This window comes from Achromobacter sp. EB05 (genome assembly GCF_044232075.1).
GTDB lineage: Bacteria > Pseudomonadota > Gammaproteobacteria > Burkholderiales > Burkholderiaceae_B > Achromobacter > Achromobacter dolens.
This window is the reverse complement of record NZ_CP155917.1, coordinates 1,448,931-1,465,086: the sequence shown is the minus strand read 5'-3', so window position 1 is coordinate 1,465,086 and position 16,156 is coordinate 1,448,931. Positions and strand designations below refer to the sequence as shown.

At 68.0% G+C, this 16,156-nt stretch carries 16 protein-coding genes; 9 read left to right on the top strand and 7 right to left on the bottom strand.

Features of this window, described 5'->3' with window-relative positions:
- Positions 1–52 precede the first annotated feature (52 nt).
- Positions 53–1,153 carry an LPS export ABC transporter permease LptF gene (gene lptF / locus AAID08_RS06695; RefSeq protein WP_064524420.1) on the bottom strand — a complete coding sequence of 367 codons (1,101 nt, stop codon included), beginning with the start codon at positions 1,151–1,153 and terminating at the stop codon, positions 53–55.
- A 55-nt stretch (positions 1,154–1,208) separates the two neighbouring features.
- On the opposite strand from lptF, the gene AAID08_RS06690 reads away from it, so the two are divergent.
- The 9 genes from AAID08_RS06690 (at position 1,209) to AAID08_RS06650 (ending at position 10,065) form a co-directional block, all read left to right on the top strand.
- Positions 1,209–2,714 carry a leucyl aminopeptidase gene (locus tag AAID08_RS06690; protein WP_054501539.1) on the top strand — a complete coding sequence of 502 codons (1,506 nt, stop codon included), beginning with the start codon at positions 1,209–1,211 and terminating at the stop codon, positions 2,712–2,714.
- A 22-nt stretch (positions 2,715–2,736) separates the two neighbouring features.
- Complete coding sequence (locus tag AAID08_RS06685) at positions 2,737–3,192, top strand: DNA polymerase III subunit chi (protein ID WP_054501540.1); 456 nt, start codon at positions 2,737–2,739, stop codon at positions 3,190–3,192.
- 60 nt (positions 3,193–3,252) lie between these two features.
- Entirely contained in the window at positions 3,253–3,765 is a 513-nt protein-coding gene (locus tag AAID08_RS06680; protein WP_054501541.1) for a hypothetical protein, read from the top strand.
- Between the two features lie 150 nt (positions 3,766–3,915).
- Positions 3,916–4,626, top strand: a complete 711-nt coding sequence (locus AAID08_RS06675) for a Bax inhibitor-1/YccA family protein (protein ID WP_006393496.1) — start codon at positions 3,916–3,918, stop codon at positions 4,624–4,626.
- 67 nt (positions 4,627–4,693) lie between these two features.
- Positions 4,694–5,611 carry an aldo/keto reductase gene (locus tag AAID08_RS06670; protein WP_064523615.1) on the top strand — a complete coding sequence of 306 codons (918 nt, stop codon included), beginning with the start codon at positions 4,694–4,696 and terminating at the stop codon, positions 5,609–5,611.
- A gap of 4 nt (positions 5,612–5,615) precedes the next feature.
- Positions 5,616–6,902: an NTP/NDP exchange transporter gene (locus AAID08_RS06665; protein WP_064523614.1), complete on the top strand. Its 1,287-nt coding sequence runs from the start codon at positions 5,616–5,618 to the stop codon at positions 6,900–6,902.
- 90 nt (positions 6,903–6,992) lie between these two features.
- Entirely contained in the window at positions 6,993–7,955 is a 963-nt protein-coding gene (locus AAID08_RS06660) for a tripartite tricarboxylate transporter substrate binding protein (RefSeq protein ID WP_054501544.1), read from the top strand.
- A 31-nt stretch (positions 7,956–7,986) separates the two neighbouring features.
- Positions 7,987–8,964, top strand: a complete 978-nt coding sequence (locus AAID08_RS06655; protein ID WP_054501545.1) for a succinylglutamate desuccinylase/aspartoacylase family protein — start codon at positions 7,987–7,989, stop codon at positions 8,962–8,964.
- Between the two features lie 3 nt (positions 8,965–8,967).
- Positions 8,968–10,065 carry a pyridoxal-phosphate dependent enzyme gene (locus AAID08_RS06650; protein WP_054501546.1) on the top strand — a complete coding sequence of 366 codons (1,098 nt, stop codon included), beginning with the start codon at positions 8,968–8,970 and terminating at the stop codon, positions 10,063–10,065.
- Between the two features lie 33 nt (positions 10,066–10,098).
- Here the strand turns inward: AAID08_RS06650 and AAID08_RS06645 are convergent, their stop codons facing one another.
- The 6 genes from AAID08_RS06645 to lepA are packed head-to-tail and all read right to left on the bottom strand — an operon-like array spanning position 10,099 to position 15,966.
- Positions 10,099–11,016 (bottom strand): LysR substrate-binding domain-containing protein, encoded by a 918-nt coding sequence (locus AAID08_RS06645; RefSeq protein ID WP_054501547.1) that lies wholly within the window; start codon positions 11,014–11,016, stop codon positions 10,099–10,101.
- An 18-nt stretch (positions 11,017–11,034) separates the two neighbouring features.
- Positions 11,035–11,622, bottom strand: coding sequence for a DNA repair protein RecO (gene recO, locus AAID08_RS06640; RefSeq protein ID WP_054501548.1), 588 nt, complete (start codon positions 11,620–11,622; stop codon positions 11,035–11,037).
- Complete coding sequence (era, locus tag AAID08_RS06635; protein WP_054501549.1) at positions 11,615–12,505, bottom strand: GTPase Era; 891 nt, start codon at positions 12,503–12,505, stop codon at positions 11,615–11,617. The genes recO and era overlap by 8 nt, the downstream gene beginning before the upstream one ends.
- Complete coding sequence (gene rnc / locus AAID08_RS06630; RefSeq protein WP_049072173.1) at positions 12,502–13,263, bottom strand: ribonuclease III; 762 nt, start codon at positions 13,261–13,263, stop codon at positions 12,502–12,504. The genes era and rnc overlap by 4 nt, the downstream gene beginning before the upstream one ends.
- Positions 13,264–13,265: 2 nt before the next feature.
- Positions 13,266–14,150 carry a signal peptidase I gene (gene lepB / locus AAID08_RS06625; protein ID WP_054501550.1) on the bottom strand — a complete coding sequence of 295 codons (885 nt, stop codon included), beginning with the start codon at positions 14,148–14,150 and terminating at the stop codon, positions 13,266–13,268.
- A gap of 22 nt (positions 14,151–14,172) precedes the next feature.
- Positions 14,173–15,966 (bottom strand): translation elongation factor 4, encoded by a 1,794-nt coding sequence (gene lepA / locus AAID08_RS06620; RefSeq protein WP_049072171.1) that lies wholly within the window; start codon positions 15,964–15,966, stop codon positions 14,173–14,175.
- Positions 15,967–16,156 lie beyond the last annotated feature (190 nt).

The window sequence follows — 16,156 nt, the reverse complement described above, 5'->3', positions numbered from 1 at the left end:
CGGCCCGCCTTGCCTATCCCCCCGCCAATGGATCGGGCCGCGGGTGGGACCGCTAGCTGTTCCTGGGCGCCTTGACGCGCAACCGGCGCATCAGCAGGAACGCCGTAAACGCGGCCACCACCAGGTGGATCGCCACGGTGCCCACGCCGAAACTGAGCTTGCCGTTGGAAATCCAGGCACGCGACAGGTTGATCAAGTTCATATACAGCAGCCCCACCAGGCCGGCAATCAGCAGGTCGCCGGAGCGGCCCAGTCGCGGGTTCACGGCGCCCAGCGGGATTGCCAGCAACGCCAGGTTCAGCGCGGCCAGCGGCAGCGAGATGCGCCACATCACCTGCGACCAACTGCTGGTGGTGTTGTCGGCCATCAGTTGCGGCGTGGTGCGAGCCTTGGCCGAGCGTTCGGCGGCGGCGCGCGCGGAAGCGACGGGGTCATCGCCGCCCTTGCTTTCCAGGCGCAATCCGTATTTCTCGAAGTGCACCAGTCGGATCTCGGGCGTGCCCGGCTTCAGGTCGTAGCGATGCCCCTCGCCCAGCACCAGGAAGCGGTCGCCATTGGGCAGCGTTTCGCTGTGGGCGCTGCTGGCGGTCAGCACGCTGAGCCATTCCGGTCCGGTTTCGCGCGCGAACACATTGCCCAGTTCGTCTGTCGGCTTGGCCGGATCCTCGGCGAAGAACACACGGTTGCCGCCTGCCGATTCCGCGAACTGGCCCGCCGTGACCTTGGACAGGTCGGAGCGTTGTTCAAAGCGCTCGTGGTATTCGCCGATCTGGCGATACGCCCAGGGCGCGGCCACCAGCGTCAGGCCGGCCACCGCGATGGCCACGGGAATGGCGACGCGCAGCACCGGCTTGAGCCAGTCCGCCAGCGACAGGCCGCTGGCGAACCAGACCACCATCTCGGATTCCCGATAATTACGCGTGACGGTGGTCAGCACCGCGATGAAGACCGAGACTGCCAGGATGGTAGGCAGCGCCGTGATGGTGGACAGCGCGGCCAGCACGAGCACGACGTCCGCCCCGATGTTGCCGCCCGCCGCCTCGCCGAGCAGGCGCACCAGCAGCACGCTGAGCCATACGATGAGCAACGTGGAAAAGACAACGCCAGCGTGACTGGTGATCTCGCTGACGACAGAGCGTTTGAATAGAGACATGGGAGAATATGCGGGATAATCGACCGCATCATACAGACGCACACGGGAAACCCTCATGGAATTTAGCACACAGACCACTGCTTCCCTGCACCAGATCAAGACCGCCGCGCTGGCGGTCGGGGTCTTCGCCGACGGCGTGTTGAGCCCCGCCGCCGACCTGATCGACCGCGCCTCCAACGGCGCCGTGCGCGCCGTCGCCAAGAACGAGTTCCGCGGCCGCGCCGGCTCGACCCTGGTGCTGCGTTCCCTGCCGGGCGTGTCGGCCCAGCGCGTGGTCCTGGTCGGCCTGGGCAAGCAGGACGAATACTCGGCTCGCGCCCACGCCTCGGCCGAACAGGCCTTCGCCGCCGCCTGCGTCGCGGCCCAACTGACCGAAGGCGTGTCCACCCTGGCCGCCAACCCGATCGCCGACGTGCCCCTGGTTGCCCGCGCCCGCAGCGCCGCCATCGCCGCCGGCAGCGCCACCTATCACTACGACGCCAGCTTCGGCAAGCCCGACCGCGACGCCCGTCCCAAGCTCAAGAAGATCGTGCAGATCGTCGAGCGTGCCGACGCCGCCCAGGTCCAGAAGGGCCTGCGCGAAGGCGCCGCCATCGCCAACGGCATGGAACTGACCCGCACCCTGGGCAACCTGCCGGGCAATATCTGCACCCCCACCTACCTGGGCGACACCGCCAAGCGCCTGGCGCGCGAATTCAAGTCGCTCAAGGTCGAGGTTATGGACCGCAAGCAGGTCGAAGCGCTCGGCATGGGCTCGTTCCTGTCGGTGGCGCGCGGCTCCGAGGAAGCCCTGCGCTTCATCGTCCTGCGCCATGCCGGCAAGCCCGCCAAGAAGAGCGCCAAGGCGTCCGAAGGCCCCATCGTGCTGGTCGGCAAGGGCATCACCTTCGACGCCGGCGGCATCTCGCTCAAGCCCGCGGCCACCATGGACGAAATGAAGTACGACATGTGCGGCGCGGCCAGCGTGCTCGGTTCGTTCCGCGCACTGGCCGAACTGGAACTGCCGCTGGACGTGATCGGCCTGATCCCGGCCTGCGAAAACCTGCCCAGCGGCAAGGCGAACAAGCCGGGCGACGTGGTCACCAGCATGGCCGGCCTGACCATCGAGATCCTCAACACCGACGCCGAAGGCCGCCTGGTGCTGTGCGACGCGCTGACCTACGCCGAGCGCTTCAAGCCGTCCACCGTCATCGACATCGCCACCCTGACCGGCGCCTGCGTCGTGGCCCTGGGCCATGTCAATACCGGCCTGTTCACCAAGGACGACGCGCTGGCCGAGGCCCTCTCGTCCGCCGGCCGCCAGGCCCTGGACACCGCCTGGCGCATGCCGATGGACGACGCCTACCAGGACCAGCTCAAGTCCAACTTCGCCGACCTGGCCAACATCGGCGGCCCCCCCGCCGGCGCCGTCACGGCCGCCTGCTTCCTGTCGCGCTTCACCAAGTCGTATCGCTGGGCGCATCTGGACATCGCCGGCACCGCCTGGAAGAGCGGCAAGGACAAGGGCGCCACCGGCCGACCCGTGCCGCTGCTGATGCAGTTCCTGCTGGACCAGGCTTGACCCCGCACGCACGGAAACCGGCATGACGCGCATCGACTTCGCCTTTGGCGCGCCCGACCGCCTGCGCATGGCCTGCCAGGTGGTGCGCAAGCGCTACCTGGCGGGCCAGCGGCTGGTGGTGTATTGCCGCGAGGGCTCGCGCCTGGCGCAGTTCGACCGCATGCTGTGGGCCTTCGATGACACCTCGTTCGTGCCGCACGTCCTGGCCAACGATCCGCTGGCGGCCGAGACGCCCGTCGTCCTGACCGCCGGCGATCCGCAGCAGGCGGCGCAGGCCGCCGGCGACGGCCCTTCGCCCTGGCTGCTCAATCTCGACGACGACTGCCCGCCGGGCTTCGAGACCTTCGAGCGGCTGCTCGAGATCGTCTCGGACGATCCCGACGACAAGCAGGCCGCGCGCCAGCGCTGGCGCGTCTATCAGGGCGCCGGCCACACGCCACAAAGCCACGACCTGAGCCAACGACAGCAGGGCGCCTGACCGCCCTCCCCGCCTCCCGCGCCGCCCCCAGCGGCGCCATCTCGACCCTCGGGAGCCCCCATGCCCCACCGCCCTTCCGACCCCGGCATCCCCACCCTGACCCAGCGGGCCGAACCCACGCTGTCGCCTCCGGAAGCGCCGCTGCTGACCGACGCGCCCCAGGATGACGACGCCTTCCCATTGCTGACCGACGTTGCCCCGAATGACGACGCCTTCCCGCTGCTGACCGACGTTGCCCCGAATGACGACGCCTTTCCGCTGCTGACCGACCTCGCCCGGGATGATGATGCCTTCCCGCTGCTGACGGATGTCGCTCAGGACGGCGCCGACGCGCCGCGTCTGGCTGAAGCGGCCGATACGCCCGCCCTTCCGGCCCTCGCCGCGGCAGTCGCGCCCGACGCCCCGGCCGCCGCACCGGCAGAGGCCTCGGTGCTGGCCGCCCGCCTGCAGGCGGAAGTCGAACAGGTCATGCGCCAGGCCCTGGCCGACGCCATCGAACAGATCCAGGCGCGCATGGATGAGGAACTGCCGCGTATCGTGGCGCGGGTGATGCAGGACGTCAGGCCCGGTTGAAACCGGCTTGACCATCCCCATAACAGGGTCATGCCTGCCCGCCCTGCGCGCTAATTCTTCTGAAAACTGGATTCTTCAGGGAACTGTAAGGTATCCTTGGCATCTAAGCCTTCTAGGCAAATCAATTTCTGCCGTACACAGGAGTCCTCCATGAACGAATATCGTCCGTCCCCCTTTAACCGTTCCGGCACCCTCGCCGGCGCGCCGGGCGAGGTCGTGCGCAACAAAGTCCTGCGCAACACCTATTGGCTTCTGGCGCTCTCGCTGATTCCGACCGTGCTGGGCGCGGCCGTCGGCCTGTACACCGGCATCAACCGCGTCATGGGCGCCAGCCCGGGCCTGTCCGCCATCGTGTTCCTGGTGGGCGCTTTCGGCATGATGTTCGCCATCGAGAAGAACAAGAACAACTCGCTCGGCGTGGTCCTGCTGCTCGCCTTCACGTTCTTCATGGGCGTGATGCTGTCGCGCCTGCTGGGCTTCGTGATGGGCTTCAGCAACGGCTCGCAACTGGTCATGACGGCCTTCGGCGGCACCGCGATCGTGTTCGGCACGATGGCCACGCTGGCCACCACCATCAAGCGCGACCTGTCCGGCCTGCAGAAATTCCTGTTCATCGGCGCGGTCGTGATCCTGGTGGCGGCCCTGGCCAACATCTTCCTGCAGTTGCCCGCGCTGATGCTGACCATCTCGGTGCTGGCCATCGTGATCTTCTCGGCGTTCATGCTGGTCGACCTGCAGCGCGTCGTGAACGGCGGCGAGACCAACTACGTGTCCGCCACGCTGGCCATCTACCTGGACGTCTACAACGTCTTCTCGAACCTGCTGATGCTGCTGGGCATCTTCGGCGGCAACCGCGAGTAAGCGCGCGGCTGTCACAGTCACAAGGGCCTGCATGAACCATGCAGGCCCTTTTTCATTGGAGCGAGCCATGCCTGATCGCCGTCGATTCCTGCAGGCCGCCGCCTGCGCATCCCTGCTGGCCCAGCCCTGGACGGCAAGCGCCCTGAGCCTCCAGCGGCCGATGCTGACCCGCCCGATCGGGGCCACCGGCGACATGCTGCCGGTGATCGGCCTGGGCACCGCCGACACCTTCAATGTGTCGCCCTCGGACGCGGCCGCCATGGCGCCGCTGGCGCAGGTCGTGGACGCCTTGCTGGAGGCGCGCGGCTCGCTGATCGACACCGCCCCCAGCTACGGACAGGCCGAAGCCGTCACCGGAGCGCTGCTGGCGCGCGAGCCGGACCGGCGTCCGCTGGTGTTCCTGGCCACCAAGATCAGCACCCAGGGCCACGAGGCGGCCCGGCGCCAGATCGAGAACTCGCTACGCGCGCTGCGGACGCAGAAGCTCGACCTGATCCAGGTCCACAACCTGATCGACACCCGCAACCAGTTGGCGCTGCTGCGCGAACTCAAGCAGCAGGGCGTAACGCGCTACCTCGGCATCACGCACTACACCGACGCCGCCCATGACGAACTGACCGAGCTGGTCGAAAAGGAAAAGCCCGACTTCCTGCAGATCAATCTGTCGGTGGGCGCGCGCAACGCCGAAAAGCGCCTGCTGCCGGCCTGCCAGGCCAATGGCGTCGCGGTGCTGATCAACCGCCCGTTCCAGGACGGCGCGCTGTTCCGTCAGGTCAAGGATCGGCCGCTGCCCGGTCTGGCCGGTGAAATCGACTGCACCTCGTGGGCGCAGTTGTTCCTGAAATTCATCATCGGCCATCCCGCCGTGACCGCCGTCATCCCCGCCACCTCCAAGCCGGCCAACATGGTGGACAACGCGCGGGCCGGCTTCGGTCCGCAACCGGACGCGGCGCTGCGCGAACGCATCGCCGCCCTGCTGGGCTGAAGCCATGCGCGCCGCCGGCTCCTGGCGCCAGCGGGCGGCGCAAGCGCTGGGGCTCCAACCCGGCGAGGTGGCGGCGGGCGCCTGCGGCTTCGCCTTCTTCTTTTTCCTGTTCTGCGGCTATTTCATGCTGCGGCCGATCCGCGAGACCCTGGGCATCCAGGCCGGTGTTGACCAACTGCAATGGCTGTTCAGCGCCACGTTCCTGGCCATGCTGGCGGTGGTGCCGCTGTTCGGCTGGCTGTCGGGCCGGGTGCCGCGCGCCACGCTGGTGACCTGGGCCTACGCGGTGTTCGCCGCCACCATGGCGGGCTACGCGGCGCTGTTCCACTGGCAGCCCGATGGCGTCTGGGCCGCGCGCAGTTTCTACGTGTGGTTGTCGGTCTTCAACCTGTTCGTGGTCTCGCTCGGCTGGAGCCTGATGGCCGACGTCTTCCGCATGGCGTCGGCCAAGCGCCTGTTCGCCTTCATCGCCGCCGGCGCCAGCGCCGGGGGATTGTGCGGCCCCTTGCTGGGCGGCCTGCTGGCGGGCACGCTCGGCACGGCCGGCCTGCTGCTGTTGTCGGCGCTGCTGCTGGCGGCCACCCTGCCGCTCAAGCGCTGGCTGCTGCGCTGGCGCGCCGCGACCCGCTCCGAAGCCGAGACCGCTGAACTGGCGCGCCCGATCCCGGGCGCCATGCTGGCGGGGCTGGCACGGGTATTCCAGTCGCCTTACCTGCTGGGTATCGCCGTGCTGGTGCTGCTGCTGGCCACCCTCAGCACCTTCCTGTACATGGAGCAGGCGCGGCTGGTGGCCGAAACCTTCCCGGACAGGGCGCAGCGCATCCGCGTCTTCGCCACGCTGGACTTCATCGTGCAGGCCCTGGCGCTGTTGTCGCAGCTATTCCTCACCGGCCGCGTCGCCGCCTGGCTGGGCGTGCGATTCCTGATGGCGGCGGTGCCGCTGGCCATGGCACTGGCGTTCCTGGCGCTGGCGGCCTACCCGGTGTTCGCGGTGCTTGCCGTGGCCATGATCCTGCGGCGCGCCGGCGAATACGCGTTGGTCAAACCCGGACGCGAGATGCTTTTCACCGCGGTCTCGCCCGAGGACAAATACAAGACCAAGAACGTCATCGACACCGTGGTCTACCGCGCTGGCGACGCGGCCAGCGGCTGGGTCAAGGCAGGGGTCGATGCGCTGGGACACGGCGTGGCGCTGATCGCCCTCCTGGGCGCGCTGTGCGCGCTGGCTGCGGCGGCGCTCGGCTACGGACTGGGGCGCAAGGCCGATCGGCAGCCGCCACCCCAGCCTTAGCTTTTATCGAACAACCATCTGATAAAACCAAACGGATTCCCCGCGCGGCCGCCGCACAATAGCGCAGCCCTCAACGTCCCGGGAACCGTCATGAAACGCTCCGCCAGCCTTGCCGCCCTGTTGCTTTGCCTGACCGCGCAGCCCGCGCTGGCCGAATACCCGGAACGGCCCATCACGATGATCGTGCCGGCCGCCGCCGGCGGCAACGCCGACATCACCGCCCGCCTGGTCGGCCAGGAAATGAGCCGCGTGCTGGGCCAGCCGGTGGTGATCGAAAACCGCGTGGGCGCGGGCGGCCGCATCGGCACCCAGGCGCTGGTGCGCGCCGCGGCCGACGGCTACACCATCGGCTACGCCCACGTCGGCACGCTGGTGCTGCATCGCTATCTCTTCAAGCAGCAGCTCTATGACCTGGACCGCGACATCACGCCGATCGGCCTGGTGGCCGAAACCCCCAACGTCATCGTCGTCAATGCGGCCTCACCCTACCGCGATCTCAAGAGCTTCATCGACGCCAGCCGCGCCCAGCCCGACCGCCTGACCATGACGTCGGCCGATCCCGGCACCACCAGCGAAGTCGGCGTCAAACTTTTCATCGCCCAGACCGGCGCGGCGGTGCGGCAGATTCCCTATAAGGCCACGGCCGCGCAGTTGGCCGACCTGCTGGGCGGCCACGTCGATTCGATGATGGAGAATCTGCCGCCCCTGATCGGCAATCTGAAGGACGGCCGCCTGCGCGCGCTGGCTGTCACCACCAAGGCCCGCGCGGCATCCAATCCGGACGTGCCGACGGTGGCCGAGCAAGGCTATCCCGACTACGAGCAATCGGCCTGGAGCGCGCTGGTGGCGCCGGCCGGCACGCCGCCCGCCGTCATCGCGCGGCTGAACGCGGCGATGAACGCCGCGCTGCGCGCGGAACCCGTCGCGCGCGAACTGCGCAGCCGCTCGCAGGAGCCGCTCGGCGGCGCGCCCGCCGACGTCCAGACCCAGATCCAGAAGGAACTGCCCAAATGGGAAACCCTCATCAAGGCCGCCGGCACCACGCTGGATTGACACACCCTCGCCCGCGACCGGAGGCCACGCCATGATCCAGGTAAGCCGCGAAGACTTCACCTGCGCCGCCGCCACCAACGCGTCGGCCTACCGGCGCGTCACCATCCCGGTGCTGAAGATCGAGGCCGGCCCCGGGCCGGCCGTGGCGCTGATGGCCGGCGTGCATGGCGACGAATGGGAAGGCCAGGCGGCCATCCTGCAGCTCTGGCAACTGCTGCCGGGCGTCCTGCAGCGCGGCACGGTCTACCTGCTGCCCGCCGCCAACGCCGAGGCCTCGCTGGCCGGCACGCGCCTGTCGCCTTCCGACGGCGGCAACCTGAACCGCGCCTTTCTCGGCGCGCCGGCGCGCGGCTATACCGAGAGCGTGGCCGCCGCCCTGGAGGCGCGGCTGCTGCCGCGCATCCAGGCACTGGTGGACATCCACAGCGGAGGCGCATCGCTGCGCTACCTGCCGTCTTCGGTCATCACCCGCTATGGCGACGACGCCTATGATGAACGCCTGCCGGCCCTGGCCCGCGCTTTCGGCCTGCCGCATTGCGTGTTCTTTCGCGGCCGCGAATCCGGTTCGATGCCTGCCGCCGCCAGCCGCCTGGGCGTGCTGCGCCTGAGCGCGGAAATCGGCGGCGGCGGCGAGACCACCCGCGCGCTGGTGGAACGCTGCCGCGACGGCCTGCTCGGCTGCCTGGCCGAACTGGGCTTGCTGGCCGCCGCCACGCCGCGCCAGCCGGCGCCGTTGCTGCACGACCTGGACGCGCCGGCCGCCACCCTGCGCAGCCGCGAACCGGGCGTGTTCATTCCCGCCGTCGATCTGGGCCAGACCGTGACCGCCGGCCAGACCATCGGCCAGCTCATAGAACCCGCCCGCCCCGACCTGCCCGCGCGCGCTCTCGCCAGCCCGCAGGCCGGCACCGTGGTCTGCCTGCGCGCCATCGCCCGCAGCGACGACGGCGACTGCCTGCTGCAGGTCGCCCCCGCCCTTCCCCTGGACTCCCTTGCCTCGTTGTACTGACCCATGCTGATGAACCCCCGCTTGTCCGGCCTGCGCTGCATCCGCTGCGACAGCCACCTGCCGCCCGCCGACTACCCGGAAGGCTGCCCGCATTGCCTGGAGGCCGGCCATCCCGCGTCGCTGGAATGCCAGTACGCCGCAGGCTCCGGCGACGCAATCGACCTGCCGGTGCTGGGCCCCGTCACGCTCGGCGAAGGCGCCACGCCCTGCCTGGATGCGCCCGCGCTGGCGCAGGCGGAGGGCGTGGGACGGCTCTGGCTCAAATGCGAGAGCGCCAACCCCACCGGCAGCCACAAGGACCGCATGGCCGCGCAACTGGTGTCGCGCGCCCGGCTGGCCGGCGCCACGCGTGTGGCCGCGGCTTCCAGCGGCAATGCCGGCGTCTCGCTGGCGGCCTATTGCGCCGCCGCCGGTTTGCAGGCCGACATCGCCATCACCCGCAACTGCCCGCCGCTGCAGCGCGAGGCCATGCAGCGCTTCGGCGCCCGCCTGACCGCATTCGACGACAGCCTGGGCCGCTGGCCCCATGTCGCCGACCTGTGCCGCAACCAGGGCGCTTTCGCCGGCACCAACTATCTCAACCCGCCGGTCGGCACGCATCCCTACGGCGTCGAAGGCTACAAACCAATCGCGCAGGAATTGTTCGACCGCTGCGGACTGCCCACCGACATCGTCGTGCCAACCGCGCGCGGCGACCTGCTGTGGGGCATTCTGATGGGCTGGCAGCAATTGCTGCGCGCCGGCCGCATCCCGCGCCTGCCGCGGCTGCATGCGGTGGAACCGTTCGCCCGCCTGTCGCGGGCGCGCGCCGCGGGCGATGCGCGCGGCCTGTGGGAAGGGGCCACCGATCAATACTCTATCGCCGGCGGTACCGTCACCCTGCAATCGCTCGAAGCGCTGGCGCGCTCGGGCGGCTCGCCGGTCGAGGTCTCCGATGCCGCCGCCGCCCAGGCGCAGCAGCGGCTGGAGCGCCTGGGCCTGGCCACGGAACTGTCATCGGCCGCCGCGCTTGCGGCGGTCACGCGGTTGCGCCGCGCCGGCCAGCTTGATGCGGAATCGTCGGTGGTGCTGATCCTGACGGCGGACGGCCGCCGCGGCTAGGCGGCGGCAACGGCTGCGCGGACCGCGAGCCCGTCAGCCGCGCTTGACACCGTAGCGTTCCACCAACGGCGCCAACGCCGCGCGCAGACAGGTCGCCCAGTACTTGCCAGCCTCCGACAGCGGCCGGCTGCCATGCAGGATCATGTGGCATTCAAAATGCACCGGCGCAGCCAGCGGCCGGTGGCACAAGCCCGCGGCTTCCAGCCCCACCGCGGTGGCGGGGTTGGCGATGCCGACGCCATGGCCGGCCAGCGCAAGCTGGCACACCGTGCTCGAGTACGGCGTCTCGATCGCGACGCGCAGGCCGAGGCCGGCCTGCAGCACCAGCGCGTCCAGCCGCTGGCGCGAGGCATCCTCGGCATTCAGGGCGATCACATCCACCTCGGCCAGTTGCGCCAGTCCGACCTGCTCCAGGCGCGCCAGCGGATGACCGTCCGGGAACACCGTCACGGCCCGCAGGCTGGCCAGGCGATGGCCGCGCAGGCCCTCCAGCTCCGACTCATCCGCCACGGCGGCCAAGTCCAGCTCGCCTGACACCACCATGTCGCGCAGTGTGTTCGAATCCCGGATCTGCAGATACAGGGGCGTGTCCGGATAACGCTCGCGAAAGCGCGCGATGGTATCGCTGACGACCGCCCCGCTGTAGGCATGGATGCAGCCGATGCGCAGACGCGGCTGGGCCGCGCCGCGGATCGCGCGGATCTTGCGGCCCAGGCTTTCCAGGCCGACGTTCAGGCGGCGGATCTCCTCGTACAGCAGCGTGGCCTCGGGCGTGCGCTGCATGCGCTGGCGCACGCGCTCGAACAGCCGCAATTCGATGCTGGCCTCGAGCGCGGCCAGCGTCGCGCTGACCGTGGCCGGCGACACATCGAGCCGCCGCGCCGCGGCGGTCACGCTTTCCGTTTCATAGACGGTGCGGAAGGTCTCGACCTGCTTGAGCGTGAAGGTCATGGCAGGCGCGCCGCGGGTTCAGATGCGCTGCAGGTCCATCAGCACCCGGCGCGTGGCCAGGGGCCGGCCCGCCAGGTTCTCGGCCAGGCGTTCGCGCAGGTCGCGGCGCAGGGCCGGCTCGATGACGGGATCGTCGAAATCGGGTTCCGCCTCATCCACGCCGTAGCCGGTCTCGCGCAGCAGCGTCCATTCGAAGCGGCGCAAGGCGCCCGCCGCGCGCGTGCCGCCCGACAACTGCTGCAGCGCCATGTCGTAGGCGTCGAACAGCAGCGGATGGGCATCCTCGCGCGGCAACAGGCGCAACAGCAGTTCATTCATGTACCACGCCGACATCAGCGCGGTGCCGTTCAGGGCACGCACGCCCATGATCTCGGCGCGGGTCAGGGTCTTGACCTCGCCGTTGCCGGTCCACGACAGCAGCAGCGGCTGGAACGCCGACAGCACCGGACGCAGCACCGAATACGGGCGCTTGGCGCCCTTGGCGACCATGGCCACACAGCCGTGGTCGCGCGAGAAAGTCTGAACGATGAGGGACGTCTCGCGCCACGCGGTGGCGTGGAGCATGTATCCCGGGCGATCCTGGACGCGAGGCGCCCGTTTACTCATAGCCCAGGTCGCGCAGCGCACTCTCGCGGTCGGACCAGCCCTTGCGCACCTTGATGTAGATCTCCAGGTGCACCGGCTTGTCCAGCAGCTTGGCAATGTCCTGCCGCGCCTCGGAGGCGATGCGCTTCATGTGCATGCCGCCGGTGCCCAGCAGGATCGGCTTGTGGCTGTCGCGCTCCACCACGACGCAGGCGGCAATGCGCGCGCCCTTGTCGGTCTCTTCCCACTGCTCGATCACGACCGTACAGCCGTAGGGCAGTTCGTCGCCGACCAGGCGGAAGATCTTCTCGCGCACCAGTTCGGCGGCGATGAAGCGCATCGGCCGGTCGGTCAGGGTGTCTTCCTCGAACATCGGCTCGCCTTCCGGCAGGCGCGCCGCGATTTCCTGCAGCAACTGGTCGAGCTGCTGGTTCTTGGTGGCGCTGACCGGCACCACGGCGCCAAACGGATGCAACGCCATGATCTTCGAGACGAAGGCGAACAGCTCATCGCGGTTCTTGAGCGCGTCGATCTTGCTGATCACCAGGATGGTGCGCTCCGGCGCAGGCAGCAGCGGCAGCAGCTTGGCGTCGCCCTCCGACCACTTGCCGGCCTCGACCACGTGCACCACCACGTCGACGTCGGCCAGCGCCTGCGTCACCACGCGGTTCATCATGCGGTTCATGGCGCCGCCATGGCGCGTCTGGAAGCCCGGCGTATCCACGAACACGAACTGTTCGTGGTCGCGCGTCAGCACCCCGTGGATGCGGTGGCGCGTAGTCTGCGCCTTGCGCGACACGATGGAGATCTTGGAACCGATCAGCGCGTTCGTCAGCGTGGACTTGCCCACATTGGGGCGGCCGACGATGGCCACGAAACCGGTACGGAAAGGGGTATCGCTCATTTAGTCTCTTGGGACACTGCCACGGGCAGCGACAACTGCGCGGTCTTGCGCGCCTTGCCCGACTTGCGGGCGGCCTTGGACGCCGGGCTGATGGCCTGCGCGGCCTCCAGCGCCAGCTTGGCGGCCGACTGCTCGGCCGCGCGGCGGCTTGCGCCGGGCGCGTTCACCTTGATCTCGAGCGCCGGAATGGCGCACTCGACCTCGAACTGCTGGCTGTGGGCCGCGCCATGCGTGGCCACCACGGTGTACACGGGCAAGGCCAGCTTGCGGCCTTGCAGGAATTCCTGCAGCAAGGTCTTGGCGTCCTTGCCCAGGGTCTTGGGGTCGACCGAGGCCAGCACCGGCTGGTACTGACGCACGATCACGCGGCGGGCGGCGTCGAAGCCGGCGTCCAGGAACACGGCGCCGAACAGGGCTTCGACCGTGTCGGCCAGGATCGACGGCCGGCGAAAACCGCCGCTCTTCAGTTCGCCTTCGCCCAGGCGCAGGTATTGGGACAGCTCCAGGCGCTGGGCGATGTCCGCCAGCGAAGCCTGCTTGACCAGGTTGGCGCGCAGGCGCGACAGATCGCCCTCGTCGATCTTCGCGTAACGCTCGAACAGCATCGCCGCGACGACGAAGTTGAGCACGGAATCCCCGAGGAACTCCAGGCGCTCGTTGTGGCGCGCCCCATGGCTGCGGTGGGTCAGCGCCTGTTCAAGCAGTGCTGGGTCACCGAAGTGGTGATCCAGCCGGTTTTCTAGCGTGGCTAGCGACATAATCAGTTGAACCGGCCAATGCGGCTGAGATCGCTGAAATTCATCCAGATGAAGAAGGCCTTCCCGACGATATTGGATTCCGGCACGAAACCCCAATATCGGCTGTCGGCGCTGTTATCCCGATTATCGCCCATGGCGAAGTATTGCCCCTCGGGTACTTTGCAGCGTACCCCATCGCGGGAATATTGGCAGTTCCCGAGGTTGGGAAATTGGTACTGCGGGCGATATTCCTGCGGCCGGCTCTCATCAAGCAGGATATTGTGGCTAACTTCGCCCAATTTCTCCTTATATTGTGCAATATAGGAGACACGATCAGGTTCGAAATAGTCACCGTCGCGCGTATGTGGCACCAATTGGCCGTTCACGTACAGTTTTTTGTCGAGGTAGGCGATTTCGTCACCAGGCAGGCCCACCACGCGCTTGATGTAATCGACGTCCGGATCCACCGGATAGCGGAACACGAACACATCGCCACGCTGCGGCTTGCCGATCTCGACGACCTTCTTGTCAATCACCGGCAGCCGCAGGCCATAGCTGAACTTGTTCACCAGGATCAGGTCGCCCGATTGCAGCGTCGGCAGCATCGAGCCCGACGGAATGCGGAACGGTTCCACCACGAACGAGCGCAGCACGAACACGAACAGGATCACGGGGAAGAAGCTGACCGCGTATTCGATCCACCACGGCACGCGGCGGGCCTTGTCGCCGGCCTCGCGCCGCAGGCGCTCGGCTTCTTGCGAATCGCCGATCAGCGCCGCGTCGTACTGCGCCATCGCCTCTTGCGCCCGGCGCTCGCGGCCGCGCCGCAATACGGCCAGATCGAGCGCCCAGATAATGCCGGTCAGCACCAGCAGAACAAACAGGATCAGGGCAAAGTTCCAACTCATCAGCTAACCGCCTTCTCGGGTTCTATTTGTCTTCCACTTGCAGGATGGCCAGGAAGGCCTCTTGCGGAATTTCCACCGTGCCGACCTGCTTCATGCGCTTCTTGCCGGCCTTCTGCTTTTCCAGCAGCTTCTTCTTGCGCGAGATGTCGCCGCCGTAGCACTTGGCCAGCACGTTCTTGCGCAGCGCCTTGACGTTCTCGCGGGCGATGATTTCGGCGCCGATGGCCGCCTGGATCACCACGTCGAACATCTGCCGCGGAATCAGGCCGCGCATGCGCGTCACCACGTCGCGGGCGCGATGGCGGGCGTTGCTGCGGTGGACGATCACGGCCAGCGCGTCGACGCGGTCGTTGTTGATCAGCAGGTCCACCCGCACCACGTCGGCCGAGCGGTATTCGAGGAACTCATAGTCCATCGAGGCGTAGCCGCGCGACACCGATTTGAGCTTGTCGAAGAAGTCCAGCACGATCTCGGCCAGCGGGATTTCGTACACCAGGTGCACCTGGCGGCCGTGATAGCTCATGTTGATCTGCACGCCGCGCTTGTTGTTGCACAGCGTCATCACCGGACCGACGTAGTCCTGCGGCATGAACAGCGTGACCTTCACGATCGGCTCGCGGATGTCGGCGATCTTGCCGATTTCCGGCATGCGCGACGGGCTTTCGACGGTGATCACCGAGCCATCGCGCTGCTCGACCTCGTACACCACCGACGGCGCGGTGGTGATGATGTCCATGTCGAACTCGCGCTCCAGGCGCTCCTGCACGATTTCCATGTGCAGCAGGCCGAGGAAGCCGCAGCGAAAGCCAAAGCCCAGCGCCTGCGACACTTCGGGTTCGAACATCAGCGCCGCGTCGTTCAGCTTGAGCTTCTCGAGCGAATCGCGCAGTTGGTCGTATTCGGAGCTCTCGACCGGATAGAGGCCGGCGAACACCTGCGGCTTGACTTCCTTGAAGCCGGGCAGCGGCTCGGCGGCCGGCTTGCTCGCCAGCGTGACCGTATCGCCGACCTTGGCGTCCTCGAGCTGCTTGATGCCGGCGATGATGAAGCCCACCTCGCCCGCCGACAGGTGCGGACGCTGCTGCGACTTGGGCGTGAACACGCCGGTCTGCTCGCACAGGTGGGTGGCGCCGGAAGCCATCAGCAGGATCTTGTCCTTGGGCTTGAGCATGCCGTTGACGATGCGCACCAGCATCACCACGCCAACGTAGTTGTCGAACCACGAGTCGATGATCAGCGCCTGCAGCGGCGCATCGGGATCGCCCTTGGGCTGCGGCACCCGCGCGACGATGGACTCGAGGATCTCGTCGATGCCCATGCCGGTCTTGGCGCTGGCCAGCACCGCCTGCGAAGCGTCGATGCCGATGACGTCCTCGACTTCCTGGCGCGCGCTGTCCGGATCGGCCTGCGGCAGGTCCATCTTGTTCAGCACCGGCAGCACTTCCACGCCCAGCTCGATGGCGGTGTAGCAGTTGGCCACGGTCTGCGCTTCGACGCCCTGCGAGGCGTCGACCACCAGCAGCGCGCCTTCGCACGCCGACAGCGAGCGGCTGACTTCGTACGAGAAGTCGACGTGCCCCGGGGTGTCGATCAGGTTCAGGTTATAGATCTTGCCGTCCTGCGCCTTGTAGTGCAGGGCCGCCGTCTGGGCCTTGATGGTAATGCCGCGCTCACGCTCGATCTCCATGGAGTCGAGCACCTGGGCCGACATTTCGCGATCCGCCAATCCGCCGCAGCGCTGGATCAGGCGATCGGCCAGGGTCGATTTGCCGTGATCGATGTGGGCAATGATGGAGAAGTTGCGAATATGCTGCATGCTTGAATTTAAAAGGGACGGAACATTCGGCAAACTGCCGGAAGACGCCGCCACCAGGGTAGGCACGGCTGACGGGTTGGGGCCACTCGGCCGGCACGCCCGCCGCCGGGCCACGCTTGCGGCGGGCTGCGGACGGCATCTGGCGGGAGGGCCGGGCAAAAACGAGGGGGCGCCAGGCGCCCCCTCTTGC

Coding starts and splice junctions, on each gene's coding strand:
- lptF (WP_064524420.1), bottom strand. CDS start 1,153: ATGTCTCTATTCAAACGCTCTGTCGTCAGCGAGATCACCAGTCACGCT.
- AAID08_RS06690 (WP_054501539.1), top strand. CDS start 1,209: ATGGAATTTAGCACACAGACCACTGCTTCCCTGCACCAGATCAAGACC.
- AAID08_RS06685 (WP_054501540.1), top strand. CDS start 2,737: ATGACGCGCATCGACTTCGCCTTTGGCGCGCCCGACCGCCTGCGCATG.
- AAID08_RS06680 (WP_054501541.1), top strand. CDS start 3,253: ATGCCCCACCGCCCTTCCGACCCCGGCATCCCCACCCTGACCCAGCGG.
- AAID08_RS06675 (WP_006393496.1), top strand. CDS start 3,916: ATGAACGAATATCGTCCGTCCCCCTTTAACCGTTCCGGCACCCTCGCC.
- AAID08_RS06670 (WP_064523615.1), top strand. CDS start 4,694: ATGCCTGATCGCCGTCGATTCCTGCAGGCCGCCGCCTGCGCATCCCTG.
- AAID08_RS06665 (WP_064523614.1), top strand. CDS start 5,616: ATGCGCGCCGCCGGCTCCTGGCGCCAGCGGGCGGCGCAAGCGCTGGGG.
- AAID08_RS06660 (WP_054501544.1), top strand. CDS start 6,993: ATGAAACGCTCCGCCAGCCTTGCCGCCCTGTTGCTTTGCCTGACCGCG.
- AAID08_RS06655 (WP_054501545.1), top strand. CDS start 7,987: ATGATCCAGGTAAGCCGCGAAGACTTCACCTGCGCCGCCGCCACCAAC.
- AAID08_RS06650 (WP_054501546.1), top strand. CDS start 8,968: ATGCTGATGAACCCCCGCTTGTCCGGCCTGCGCTGCATCCGCTGCGAC.
- AAID08_RS06645 (WP_054501547.1), bottom strand. CDS start 11,016: ATGACCTTCACGCTCAAGCAGGTCGAGACCTTCCGCACCGTCTATGAA.
- recO (WP_054501548.1), bottom strand. CDS start 11,622: ATGAGTAAACGGGCGCCTCGCGTCCAGGATCGCCCGGGATACATGCTC.
- era (WP_054501549.1), bottom strand. CDS start 12,505: ATGAGCGATACCCCTTTCCGTACCGGTTTCGTGGCCATCGTCGGCCGC.
- rnc (WP_049072173.1), bottom strand. CDS start 13,263: ATGTCGCTAGCCACGCTAGAAAACCGGCTGGATCACCACTTCGGTGAC.
- lepB (WP_054501550.1), bottom strand. CDS start 14,150: ATGAGTTGGAACTTTGCCCTGATCCTGTTTGTTCTGCTGGTGCTGACC.
- lepA (WP_049072171.1), bottom strand. CDS start 15,966: ATGCAGCATATTCGCAACTTCTCCATCATTGCCCACATCGATCACGGC.